We start from the raw sequence: 13,218 nt of genomic DNA on the forward strand, positions 1-13,218 counted from the left end.
ATAACCCACAACTGACTTATGACTATCTTTTCAAAAATTGTTGCAGGAGAAATACCAGCGCATGTTGTTGCAGAAACTGTTGAGTATTTAGCCTTTTTAGATGTTCAGCCCTTAACCGCTGGCCACGTTTTAGTTATTCCTAAAATCGAAGTAGATTATATTTTCGATATGGATGAAGATTTATATGTTGGCCTTTGGATGTTTGCCAAAATTGTGGCAAAAGGAGTGAAGACCGCCTTTCCTTGCAAAAAAGTTGGCGTTTCGGTTATTGGATTAGAGGTTCCGCATGCTCATATTCACTTAATACCGATGAATAGTGTAGCCGATATGAACTTTGCCAAGGAGAAGCTAAAGCCAACCCAGGAAGAGCTGGCCGAAGCAGCTGAGAAAATTAAGCAGGCTTTGTTAGAGGAATAAATTCGCTAAAACAAAACATCGCGTATCGTTTCGTCTTTGTCGAACACACTTTTAGCGAAAGGACAAAGTGGAAGTATTTTAATTTTATTTTCGCGGGCATTTTGAACTACAGCCATTAACAGCTGTTTGCCAATCCCTTTGCCCGAAAACTCTGGATTAACTTCTGTATGATCGATAATAATTTTCGTTTCGCCAGCCCAAACATAACTCATTTTGCCTGCCTGAACATTATTTTCTATAGCTTCGAAATAGCCGTTTTTTTCGTTGTTTACTTGATTAATCTCCATATTATTTCTTCTGATAAGGGTTTTGATTTGGCAAAGGAACAAAGTCGGTTTCGCCTGGTACGGGTTTAAATTTTCGTTCTAACCAATCTTGTTTCGCTTGCTCAATCAATTCTCTCTCCGATGCTACAAAATTCCAATAAATAAATCTTTCTTCAGGAAAAGGTTCTCCTCCAAAAATATAGACAGTTGTATTTTCGAGCATGGTAAATTCACACAGCTTGGCATCGTTCGCAATTAAAATTAATCGCGGTTCGAAAAGATGTCCTTCACTTTCAATTCCACCCTCTAAAATATACAATGCACTTTCGCCAAAAAGATCGTTTCCAATACTGAGCTTTTGCCTAGTTGTGCTTTTAATTTCGATAAAGTAAAGTGGGCAATAAACCGGAACCGGAGATTTTTTTCCAAAAGCCTCGCCTGCAATAAGTTTAATATTAACGCCATCTTGCTCCCAACTCGGAATATTTGTTTCTTCTACATGGAAAAACTCGGGATCCATTTGTTCCAAAGCTTTAGGCAGCGCTACCCAAATTTGCAGACCATGAAGCATTTTATCGGTTTGTCGCAGATGTTTCGGAGTTCTTTCTGAGTGAGCAATTCCGCTACCGGCTGTCATCCAGTTTACTTGCCCTGGTTTAATAATAATATCCGTTCCTAAGCTATCGCGATGTTCTATTTCTCCTTCGAACAAAAAGGTAAGTGTAGATAAACCGATGTGTGGATGAGGCGGAACGTCCAGGTTTTCATGGTCGCTCATTGCTGCTGGCCCCATATGGTCGATAAACGCAAATGGACCAACCATTCGTTTTTCCCGGAAAGGAAGTAGTCTGCCTACCATAAAGTTGCCGATATTCGCCGGTCTTTCTTCGATAATAAGGGATATGTTTGACATGGGAGTTCCTTTGTTTATGGTGTGAATTTAAGAAAATTTTATTTGTCGAGACAAAATCTCATTGTCCTTTTCGACCGCAGTGGAGAAATCTTTGGATTTGGTTTTATTTAAACGTGAATAAATCGCTAAGCTATTTTGCGCTCGTTAGCAACGAGCGCAGGCATAAAATTTTATTTGTCGAGAACCAGATCTCATCGTCCTTTCGACCGCAGTGGAAAAACCTACGGATTTGGTTTTTACTAAGTGCGATTGTAATCGCTAAGCTCTTTTGCGCTCGTTAGAAACGAGCGCAGGCATTGAACGCTAACGAGCAAGCTCAGGCAAAATCATGGTTTAAAAAAAACACCTCATTGCTGAGGTGTTTTCCATTATATATTCAGAAAGAAAAATTACACTAATTCTGCTAATGCTTCTTTGCTGAAACCTTTCAGCTCATCCATTTGGTTGTTTTTGATTTTTTCAACCCAGTTTGGATCAGCCAATAACGGGCGGCCAACAGCTACCAAATCGAAGTCTCCACAATCCATTCTACGCACCAATTCATCCAATGAGCTTGGCTCTGAGCTTTGACCAGCGAAAGCACCAAAGAAATCGCCACTTAAACCAACAGAACCCACCGAGATGGTTGTTTTTCCCGTTAATTTTTTTGCCCAGCCTGCAAAGTTCAAATCAGAACCTTCAAATTCAGTTTCCCAGAAACGGCGTTGTGAGCAGTGGAAAATATCAATTCCCGCATCAGCCATTGGCGTTAACCATTGTTCCATTTCTGATTCATTCTTGGCTAATTTAAAATCATATGCTGAAGGTTTAAATTGTGACAAGCGAATAATTAAGGCGAAATCTTCACCTACACGTTTACGTACTTCTTTAATTACTTCAACAGCGAACCGTGTGCGTTCAGCTAAAGTTTTTCCACCATAAATGTCGGTGCGGTTATTGGTTGCATCCCAAAAAAACTGATCAATTAAGTATTGGTGAGCACCATGAATTTCTACGGTATCAAAACCTAATGCTTTGGCATCTGCGGCAGCTTGACCATAAGCCGCAATTGTATCAGCAATGGCAGCGTCAGTCATCGGTACACCGTTTTCAAAACCAGGACTGTTTAAACTTGATGGCCCTTCAAAAGGAGCACTTGGCAACCAGCCCGAAGCATGGTTTGCATGGACGCCCTGGTGCCAGATTTGTGGCCCCATTTGTCCGCCAGCGGTATGAACTTCGTTAATCACTTTTTCCCATCCCGCTAAAGCTTTTTCGCCATAAAAGTGAGGAATGTTAGGATCGGCAGAGGATGATGGACGGTTAATCACTGTTCCTTCTGAAAGAATTAAACCAACCTGGCCGGCAGCTCTTTTTGCATAGTATTCGGCAACGGCATCAGTCGGAATTCCATTCGGAGAAAACGACCTCGTCATTGGTGCCATTACAATTCTATTTTTTATGTTTAATGATTTTAAGCTAAATGGCTTAAATAAACTATCTGTGTTCATATGATTAATTTTTATAATTCTGTATTGATGATTTTGCTTAATTTTTCAATGCCTTCATGGTTACGTTTGTAGTAGGTCCACTGGCCAACCCTTGTGGCGCAAACTAAGTCTGCCCGCTGTAGAATAGACAGGTATTCGGAAATGGTACTTTGTGATAAACCGGCTTTATTTTGAATTTGTCCTACACACACGCCAACGTTTTCAAAATCGGCATTTGGTTGCTCTGGAAAGTATTCGGCAGGACTTTTTAGCCAGTTTAGAATTTGTAAACGGGTTTTGTTTGATAAAGCTTTGAAAATTTCTACCTGATCCATGATGCAAATGTATATCGACTTTTCCCGATATGCCAATTAAAACATTGAAGTTTACAATAGTGTGTATAATAACCAAATAAGCGTTAATAAAACGTTTAAGTTAGCTAGGAGTTGTTCAATTTTATTTAGGATTTAAGCCAAACAATTTCTTACATTCGTTTAATCATTCTAACCAAATGCCTGCTTATAAATCATTAACTGATCACGAACTTTTCATCCTCATGCAGGATGGAAATAAATTTGCCTTTGAGGAAATTTACGAACGCTTTAATGGTTTGTTGTATATCTATGCCTGTAAAATGGTGTCAGACAGGGAAGATGCCCGTGATATTGTTCAGGAAATTTTCGTTTACCTGTGGAGCAATCCAAATATTCAAATCAAATCTCAACTCTCTAACTATTTGTACACCGCAGTACGTTATAAAGTTTTCGATTGGTTGGATAAAAATAAATCGCGTTCGAATTATTTACAATCGCTGGAAGATTTTTCTTTAAAGGGCGATTATGTAACCGACGATTATATTCGTGAAAAGGAATTTGCCTCTTTAATAGAAAAGGAGGTTTCATTGCTGCCTCCAAAAATGCGTCAGATATTTGAAATGAGTCGCCAACAGCATTTGAGTCAAAAGCAAATAGCAGAAATTCTTCATTTATCAGATAAAACCGTTAAAAAGCAAATGAGCAATGCGCTCAAAGTTTTACACTTGAAATTAACTTCATTTTTGTTATTGGCAACCATCTTATTGATCAAATAAATTTTTGGAAAGCAAATTTCTGCTTATCGGTTTCTTCAGTCCCGCTTTTGCTTTAATCTTTTTGTTAAAGTTGGTAATCATTAACATGATTGCAACAAAAAGTATTATCGCAACAATCGCGTTTAGGAAACCTGAGTTTGTGCACATCACCTCATTTCTAAACCTGACATGGCGGATACCGGCCTTGTGGCTAAGGCCTGAAGGCGTATGAGCATGTGGCAGGAACATACGCGAAAATGAAATGCAGGACTTGCTTTTCTAAACATTTTTAAAAAAAATAAAAATATTTTCATTTTCATCTACTACCTAGGGTTTCCTCAACCTACATGTATTTAATTAGCCAAATATATTGAAGTGATGAGTAAAGAGGAAGTTGAAAAACTTTTAAAAAAATATAGCGCCGGCCTTTGTACTGAAGAAGAAAAAGCTTTGGTAGAATCGTGGCACTTAAATGAGCTATCGGGTAAACACGCTGATGTAAGCCATTCAGAATTGGCAGATGCCCGCAACCAAATGTGGGCTGCCATTCAAGAGGAAACCCAAATTAAAACCGGGCACGGTAGAAAGCTTTGGCTAAAGCTTGCTGCTGCTGCAGTAGTGCTTTTCTTTATTGGTGTAGTTGTTAATCGGGAGGTTCAAAAAAATACGGAAACCAAGCAAGCCTTAAACAAAACGGAACAGAAAATTATTAAGCCAGGAGGAAATAAAGCAACGCTAACGCTAGCCGATGGATCGAAAATTTCACTCACCGACGCTTCAAACGGTGTAATTGCAAGCCAGGCCGGAATAAATATTATCAAAACTAAAAATGGCGAATTAATTTACACAGTTGCTTCGACTTCAAGCGCAAAAAAAGATTTATATAACACCATTGAGACCCCTCGTGGTGGGCAGTATCAAATTAATCTTCCTGATGGTACAAAAGTGTGGTTAAACGCAGAATCATCGTTAAGATATCCTACGGTTTTTGATCAGACAAAAAGATTGGTTGAATTAAAAGGCGAGGCTTATTTTGAAGTGGCCAAACGTTTGGATAACAACAGCAAAAGAATTCCCTTTACAGTTAAAACGGAGTTAGCTTCTGGAAGAAACCAGGAAGTAGAGGTGTTGGGAACGCATTTTAATATCAACGCTTATAACAATGAACCAGGCAATAAAACAACTTTGTTGGAAGGTAGCGTGAAAGTCAAAAATATTCAATCCACTAGATCAGCATTACTTAAGCCAGGACAGCAGTCGCTTATCAGCCTTTCATCGCCATCAATAATGGTTTCGGCAGTTGATGCCGAGGAAGCGATAGCCTGGAAAGATGGTTTCTTTAGCTTTAATGAAGAGAATATAGAAACGATTATGAATAAAATTGCCCGTTGGTACAATGTAGAGATTGACTATCGAGGTAAAAAAATCAACAAGACTTTCGGCGGACGGATTTCTCGTTTCAACAGCGTAAATGAAGTGTTGGATATGCTTCAAACAACTGATGCGGTACATTTTAAAATTGACGGAAGGAGGATTTTAGTTATGCCATAACCTATACGCTTTTCATCATCTTTGATGGTTTTTAGAGTACGGCTTAACTAAAAAACTGGAAGCGCGGCAACGCTCCCAGCTATAATAAAGGCCTTATTCTAATCGTAAAATTGTGAGATACAACTATTCTAAACCTAATAACCAAATATATGAATTTTTATACTGAATGGCTGCCCCAACCTAAAGGGCGCCTGTTTAAATTTCTGCTGATTATGAAATTGACTTTTGTCGTACTAATCACTTCCTTTTTACAGCTCAGTTACGGAGCTGCCAATGCACAAAACGTAACCCTATCAGAAAAAAATACCTCGCTCTTGAATGTTTTTCGTAAGCTTAATAAAAGCGTAGGTTATAACTTTCTCTATGATCTCGATGTGTTGAAAGAAGCAAAACCGGTAACCATCGAAATTAAAAATACCGATATTAAAGAAGCTTTAAGACGCATTTTTAGCGAGCAACCGTTGGGTTACACAATAAAAAATAATACCATTATTATTCACCGTAAGCCTATTGAAGGCATGCCGTTAATTATTCGATCTTTTGTTGATATACGAGGAAAGGTAGTGGATGAAAACGGCCAGCCTATGGCAGGAGCCAGCGTAAAGGTAAAGGGTTCTAACCTTGGTGCAGTAACGGATGTAACTGGTGCATTTTCGTTAAAAGATGTAACTGAAGGTGCGATTTTAGTAGTGTCTTACATCGGTTATGAAAACAAGGAAGTTACGGCCTCAAATGGATTAACGATAACGCTTACCCCACAAGCAGGTTTACTGGCCGATGCTGTTGTTATCGGCTACGGAACGCAAAAGAAAAGCGTAGTAACGGGTGCCATTGCTTCAGTAAAAGCTACTGATTTGAAAGATATGCCTGTGGTGCGTATTGAACAATCTTTGCAAGGTAGAGCTTCGGGCGTAACGGTTACTACGAGCTCTGGTCAGCCTGGAGATGGCGGCGTAGTTAGAATTCGTGGTATTGCGAATATTAATAACGCTAATCCTTTATATGTAGTTGATGGAGTAGTGATTAACGGTGGGATCGAATTTTTAAATCAATCGGATATAGAATCGATTGAGGTTTTAAAAGACGCCGCTTCGGCAGCTATTTATGGTACCCGTGCAGCAAATGGCGTTATCATTGTATCTACAAAAAAAGGCTCAAATACTGGTCGTATTCGTGTAGAATACAATAATTACATTGGTACGCAAGCTCCTTCTACCAAGTTAAATTTATTAAATGCCACGCAATACGCCACCATTTATAATGAATCGCAATTGGCAGATGGTGTTACAGGAGTTCGTTTCCCAAATCCGGCGCAGTATGGTGAAGGAACGGATTGGCAGGAAGCTGTTTTTAACAACAAAGCGATGATTCAAAACCACGATTTAAACATGAGCGGGGGTAATGATAAATCAGTTTATTACGGCTCTTTCAGTTATTTCGATCAGGATGGTATCGTGGCCACGCAAAATTCGAAGTTTAAAAGATTTACAGCCAGATTTAATTTCGAGCATAAAATCACCAAGAATATCAAATTTGGAAACTCAATCGGTTATACCCGAATCAATTCAATTGGTGTAAGTACCAATACCGAGTATGGTTCGCCATTAAGCCGTGCCATCAATATGGATCCAATTACACCAATTGTGGAGACTGATCCTGCAAAATATGGTTTACCAAAGTATCTAAATAATCCGGTGGTTAGAAATGATGCAGGTTTTCCTTATGGGATATCTGACTATGCACAATCGGAAATATTGAATCCGGTAGCCGCTTTGCAGGTTGCTCAAGGTAACTCTTGGAGCGATAAAGTAGTTGGAAATGCATTTGTTGAAGTTGAATTTTTAAAAGGGTTGAAGCTGAGAAGTACAGGTGGTGTGGATTTAGCTTTCTGGGGTGGACAATCATTCCGTCCGATTTATTACCTCAATTCAATCAATCAATCTACTTTAACCGCTTACACCAGAGATAGTAACCGCGGTTTATTTTGGTCATTAGAGAATACTTTGAGTTATGATAAAACTATTGGAAAGCATGTAATTACCGCCTTAGTGGGTTACTCGGCGCAGAAAAACAAAGGCGAAACAAATGGTGGTATTAAAGAGGGTATTCCGGTTGATAACATTCGGGATGCTTCATTGCAATTTCCGGTAGCCAGAACCAATTCGGATTTTTATGGTGGAGAATATCAAAACACCTTAAACTCTATTTTTGGAAGGCTTATTTACAATTATGATGAGAAATATTTGTTCACGGGTATCATTCGTAGAGATGGATCATCACGCTTCGGTCCAAACAATAAATACGGTTATTTTCCTTCAGGATCTGCTGGTTGGGTAGCTTCGAGAGAAGATTTCTGGCCAAAAAACAACATCGTAACCTTTTTAAAATTCCGTGGTTCTTACGGTGTTAACGGTAATGATAACATTCCTGATTTTAGCTACTTAGCAACCGTAAGCGGAGGAAGAAATTACTCATTAGGAACAGCATCTGGACAGACGTTGACCAATGGAGTAAGTCCGAATGCACTTTCAAATCCTGATTTAAAGTGGGAAGAGACCTCATCTTTCGATCTAGGTTTCGATGCGACTTTGTTTGAAGGCATTACTTTATCAACCAGTTATTTCAATAAGAAAACTTATGGCATGTTGTTGCAGCAAGTGGTTCCATCTTATGTGGGCAACTCTGGTCCGTATGCTAATACAGCGGATTTATACAACCGCGGTTTCGAGATCGAATTGGGTTGGAACAAAAGAGTTGGCGAAGTAAGTTTTCGTATAGCAGGTAACGCAGCGTTCATCAAAAATGAAGTAACGCTGTTAGGAGCCGATAAAGATTACATACCAAGCAGGCAAACGATTACGCCGCAAAGTTTAGAAGTTACCCGTGTTGCGGTTGGCCAATCTGTCGATTCATTTTTCGGTTACCAAACTGCTGGCTTATTTCAAAACCAGGCAGAAATTAACAATTACAAAAATGGTGCTGGTGCATTAATTCAGCCAAATGCAAAACCTGGCGATATTAAATTTTTGGATTTAAATGGCGACGGTGTAATTAGTGATGCGGATAGAACTTTCTTAGGAAGATCTAACCCCAACTTTACTTATGGCTTAACATTTTCAGCTAAATACAAAGGCTTTGATGTTTCCATTTTTGGCCAGGGTGTTTCTGGAAACATGATATTTAATGGACTAAGAAGGTTCGATTTAAGTCCATCAAACTACACCACTAATATTTTAAACCGTTGGACAGGTGAGGGAACAAGCAATACGGTTCCTCGGGCTACATTGGCCGATGATAATAAAAATTATAGCCGTGTTTCTAATTTGTTTTTAGAGAGTGGTGCTTATTTCAGATTGAAAAACGTTCAGCTTGGATATACTTTGCCAAAAACACTTGTGAATAAGGTGGGCTTAGATAACCTTAAATTTTATGTAATGGCAAATAACCTATTTACGCTAACTAAATACAATGGTTACGATCCGGAAATTGGTGGGGGTAGTTTAGGTGTCGATCGCGGTTTCTACCCACAGGCAAGATCGTTCTTTGTAGGTGTAAATGTTGGATTTTAATAATATAGAGATGAAAACTAAACATATAAAATATTCGATAGCCATTTTGGCCATCATGCAGTTACTGGTTTCCTGCAAAAAAGACTTTCTGGAGTTAACGCCGAAAGGAACTGCGACTGAAGAAAACTTTTATCGCAATGAAACCGAAGTTTATCAGGGCTTAGTTGCCGTTTACGATGTGATGCAGTGGGGCACAAGTGGTGGTTACACCATGAAGCAGCCCTTATTAAGTGCTGCATCTGATGATTGCTGGGCAGGTGGAGGTAATGCTTCCGATCAGCCAGGCTGGGTAGCATACGATAACTTCAATATGGATTCGAGGTTGGGGCCGCAGGTTGGTTTATGGTCTAAAAATTTCACTGGAATAAACAGGGCGAATATTATTTTAGATAAAATTGAGAAAGCCACAAATTTAAGTGCTGGTTTTAAATCTAGAATAACAGCAGAAGCTAAATTTTTACGGGCATACTTCTATTTTGATTTAGTTCGGTTTTTTGGTAATGTTCCGTTAATTACCAAACAAATACCAACGGCCGATCTTTACACACAAACACAATCGGCGCCTACAGCAATTTATGCACAAGTAGAGAAAGATTTGAGAGAAGCCTTTCCTAGTTTGCCACCAACGGTAGCCGCTAATGAAAAAGGTAGAATTTCTAGAGGAACGGCAAAAGCACTATTAGGCAAGGTGTTACTTTTTCAAAATGACAATAGCAAATTGGCAGAAGCCGCAACGCTATTTAATGATGTGAATAAAACCGGAAATGAATATGGTTATGCCTTGCTTCCAAATTATGCTGATATTTTCAGACCTGATAATAAATTTAATTCAGAAGTAATTTTAGAAATTCCTCACTCTACCTTATCTGCCTGGGGCGATTGGGGTTGGGTAAATGGTGGCGAAGGAAATGTTGCACCCCAATTTATTGGCATGGATAGCTATAATGGCGATACTTACTCTGCAGGATGGGGCTTTTGCCCTGTAACGCTCGATTTAGTAAATGCCATGAAAGCTGATCCACGTTTTGCAACTTCTATTATAGACGGTACTGCGCTAAAAGCTGCTGGTGCTACTTATACCGCTCGTTATCAGAATACCAATTATTTTATTAAAAAATATGCGCCATTAAAGGCATATCGTTCAAATAGCGGGGTTGCCGAACTAAACTGGCCAATAGATGAAATTGAAATGCGTTTAGCAGATACGTACTTAATGGAAGCAGAAGCTTTAGTAAGATCAGGAGGCAATGCAACGAGAGCTTTGGAATTATTAACTGCCGTTCGGGCCAGGGTAGGTTTAACCCCGGTACCTGCAACACTTGATAATATTTACAATGAGCGCAGACTTGAGTTGGCTTTTGAAGGACATCGTTTTTTCGATTTGGTACGTACAAACAGAGCTGTTGCCGTATTGGGTCCATTGGGTTTCAAAGCGGGCAAAAGCGAATTACTGCCAGTTCCTCAACAAGAAATCGACTTGACAAAAGGCGTAATTAAACAAAATCCAGGCTATAATTAATTAGATATATCATGAAATTAAATTATATCATTAAACAAACAGCTGGGTTTTTAAGCCTGCTGTTTGTGCTAAGCTTTAGCGCTTGCAAAAAAGAAAATAACGATAAAGAGCTGGATGCTGCACCAACGGCAGATCAAGTGAAATTTACGGTTACGCCAACCACAACAAATGCCAATGTGGTTACATTAGTCAATCAATCTCCTGGTTTTAAGGCCCTGTGGGATCTTGGCAATGGCGCTACAGCTGATGGAAATACGGTGACTGCTTCTTATCCGCTCGCCGGAACTTACACCGTAAAATTAACAATTGCAACTGCAGGAGGTTCTGTTTCGAGTACCAAAACGGTAGTGATTGCAGCAACAAATCCTGCTATGCTTACTGATCCAGCCTTTACCACATTATCTGGTGGCTTATCCAATGCTGCAGGTTTCACCTGGGTTATTGATCAAAAATCTGCAGGTCATTTAGGTGTTGGTCCAATTACTTCGCAAGCACCCGATTGGTATCAGGCTGCGGCAGATGAAAAAAACGGACAGGGTTTTTACGACGACGAGATGACCTTTAACATGAATGCCTTAAAATATACCTACGATAATAAAGGAACAACCTTTGCCAATGCTGCAAATGCGCCTGGAATTGGTGGCCCGGCTGGATCAAATGATCCAACGGTAAACTATACGCCGGCAACTAACTTAACCTGGTTGGTAACAGAAACCAATGGAGTAAAATACTTAACTATTTCTGGCGGAGGTTTTATCAGTTATTATTTGGGCGTATCTCAATATCAAATTTTATCGTTAAACGAGAATGAAATGTGGCTGCGTTGTTTAGATAAAGCAAATGCTGGAAATGCCTGGTATTTGAAACTCGTTAAAAAAGGTTATGTGCGGCCTATAATTCAAAAACCATTGCAAGCGGCCAATTTAAGTGATGATTTCCAAACTACGGCAAATTTTACCTGGACTGCAGAGAATGTAGATTTTGTTAGGCCTTATGATAATCCTGCCAAGTTCCCAGTAAATACATCTGCAAAAGTGGGTTATTATGAGAAAAAAGCCGGAGGCGATGGTCAGTATGGGAATTTAAACGTAACCCTGCCATATCGATTTAACTTAGCCACTACAAATAAGGTGAGGTTAAAAGTTTTCTTCCCTGGCGGAAATGATTTTACTAAAACACCAGCAACCGTTTCAGTAAAACTACAAAACTCTTTGCTGGGTGGCAATGCCTGGCAAACTCAAACCGAAATTGTGAAAACATTAACGGCTGTTCAATATAATACATGGACGCAACTAGAGTTCGATTTTTCAGGTATCAGCGGGCAAACGCTCTACGATAAAATTGTGGTTCAGCTTGGTGGAGAAGGGCATCCAAACCCAGGGCTCTTTTACATAGATGACTTCGAATTCAAATAAAATTGTGCTAGATCAGTTGGATTTTAAGGCCAGCTGATCTTTATATATCGATATGATGATCAAGACAAGAAAATATTTCACGAAACAGATTTTTGCTGCATTTGCTTTTGCTGTAATTGGGTTAAGTTCATGTTCTAAAGGCACTGATGATAATGGTTTGGTATATGTTCCGCCAACACCTGCGGGGCCGCCGGTAGATAAAGGATGGACGTTTGAAACCTCACCAACCTGGGCCGATGAATTTACGAATACCGGAGCACCGTTGACAAGCAATTGGGATTACGATACCGGTGGAAGTGGCTGGGGCAACAACGAACTCCAGTTTTATACCAACACTACCAATAATGCCAATGTGGCGGGCGGGCTTCTAACCATCACAGCGAAGAAAGAAAGTATGGGTGGAAGAGATTATTCATCAGCTAGAATGGTAACCAGAAATAAGCTGGATGCTTTATATGGGCGTTTCGAAATAAAAGCGAAGCTGCCTTTTGGAAAAGGAACATGGCCAGCCATCTGGATGTTACCCACCGACCGTTTCTACGGAGATTGGCCAAAATCGGGAGAAATTGATATTATGGAGCATGTAGGTTACGACCAGGATATGGTTCATTTTACTACGCATACCGAAGCTTATTATTTTAAAATTAACACCCAAAAATCGAGTACTAAGAAAATTGATGACGTGAGCACTGCCTTTCATTTATACCGTGTTGATTGGACGCCCTATGCCATTCGAGGCTACTTCGATGATGTTAAAGTTTTCGAGTTTGCCAATGAGGGAACGGGATACAAAACCTGGCCTTTCGATAAAAAATTCCATTTGCTTTTAAACATTGCTGTTGGTGGCGATTGGGGAGGAGCTCAAGGTGTAGATGCTTCCATCTGGCCACAAAAAATGGAAGTAGATTATGTTCGTTATTATAAAATGATTGATAAGTAATTTGCAGGTTAGTTTAATTGTTGAAGTCGTTCCATTCGGGACGGCTTTTTTTTGTTTAGTCGGCAATGGGAATGTGTTTTAGCATTTTTC

The 13,218-nt window shown here is 39.6% G+C and carries 11 protein-coding genes; 7 read left to right on the plus strand and 4 right to left on the minus strand.

All coding sequences use genetic code 11. From position 1 onward, the window contains the following. The first annotated feature begins 18 nt into the window (after positions 1–18). Positions 19–417, plus strand: coding sequence for an HIT family protein (locus tag ACZZZC_RS04200; RefSeq protein ID WP_463484969.1), 399 nt, complete (start codon positions 19–21; stop codon positions 415–417). A gap of 5 nt (positions 418–422) precedes the next feature. On the opposite strand, the gene ACZZZC_RS04205 is transcribed toward ACZZZC_RS04200, so the two are convergent. The 4 genes from ACZZZC_RS04205 to ACZZZC_RS04220 all read right to left on the minus strand — a co-directional run bounded on the left by ACZZZC_RS04205 (position 423) and on the right by ACZZZC_RS04220 (position 3,400). Then, positions 423–704, minus strand: a complete 282-nt coding sequence (locus tag ACZZZC_RS04205) for a GNAT family N-acetyltransferase (protein ID WP_463484970.1) — start codon at positions 702–704, stop codon at positions 423–425. Position 705: 1 nt separating this feature from the next. After that, a complete protein-coding gene (locus tag ACZZZC_RS04210; protein ID WP_463484971.1) occupies positions 706–1,596 on the minus strand; it encodes a pirin family protein in 891 nt (296 codons plus the stop codon). Between the two features lie 389 nt (positions 1,597–1,985). After that, positions 1,986–3,086 (minus strand): NADH:flavin oxidoreductase, encoded by a 1,101-nt coding sequence (locus ACZZZC_RS04215; protein WP_463484972.1) that lies wholly within the window; start codon positions 3,084–3,086, stop codon positions 1,986–1,988. 11 nt (positions 3,087–3,097) lie between these two features. Further along, a complete protein-coding gene (locus tag ACZZZC_RS04220; protein ID WP_056848339.1) occupies positions 3,098–3,400 on the minus strand; it encodes an ArsR/SmtB family transcription factor in 303 nt (100 codons plus the stop codon). 176 nt (positions 3,401–3,576) lie between these two features. Between ACZZZC_RS04220 and ACZZZC_RS04225 the strand changes: the two genes are divergently transcribed. The 6 genes from ACZZZC_RS04225 to ACZZZC_RS04250 all read left to right on the plus strand — a co-directional run bounded on the left by ACZZZC_RS04225 (position 3,577) and on the right by ACZZZC_RS04250 (position 13,128). After that, positions 3,577–4,155: an RNA polymerase sigma factor gene (locus tag ACZZZC_RS04225; RefSeq protein ID WP_463484973.1), complete on the plus strand. Its 579-nt coding sequence runs from the start codon at positions 3,577–3,579 to the stop codon at positions 4,153–4,155. 357 nt (positions 4,156–4,512) lie between these two features. After that, positions 4,513–5,685, plus strand: coding sequence for a FecR family protein (locus tag ACZZZC_RS04230; RefSeq protein ID WP_463486638.1), 1,173 nt, complete (start codon positions 4,513–4,515; stop codon positions 5,683–5,685). Positions 5,686–5,897: 212 nt separating this feature from the next. Further along, positions 5,898–9,254, plus strand: a complete 3,357-nt coding sequence (locus ACZZZC_RS04235; RefSeq protein ID WP_463486639.1) for a TonB-dependent receptor — start codon at positions 5,898–5,900, stop codon at positions 9,252–9,254. Between the two features lie 10 nt (positions 9,255–9,264). After that, on the plus strand, positions 9,265–10,773 hold the full coding sequence (locus ACZZZC_RS04240; RefSeq protein ID WP_463484976.1) for a RagB/SusD family nutrient uptake outer membrane protein: 1,509 nt from the start codon (positions 9,265–9,267) through the stop codon (positions 10,771–10,773). A gap of 11 nt (positions 10,774–10,784) precedes the next feature. Beyond that, entirely contained in the window at positions 10,785–12,188 is a 1,404-nt protein-coding gene (locus ACZZZC_RS04245; RefSeq protein ID WP_463484977.1) for a PKD domain-containing protein, read from the plus strand. Positions 12,189–12,240: 52 nt separating this feature from the next. Continuing rightward, on the plus strand, positions 12,241–13,128 hold the full coding sequence (locus ACZZZC_RS04250) for a glycoside hydrolase family 16 protein (RefSeq protein WP_463484978.1): 888 nt from the start codon (positions 12,241–12,243) through the stop codon (positions 13,126–13,128). The last annotated feature ends 90 nt before the right edge of the window (positions 13,129–13,218 follow it).

It is taken from the genome of Pedobacter sp. AC212 (genome assembly GCF_979258625.1).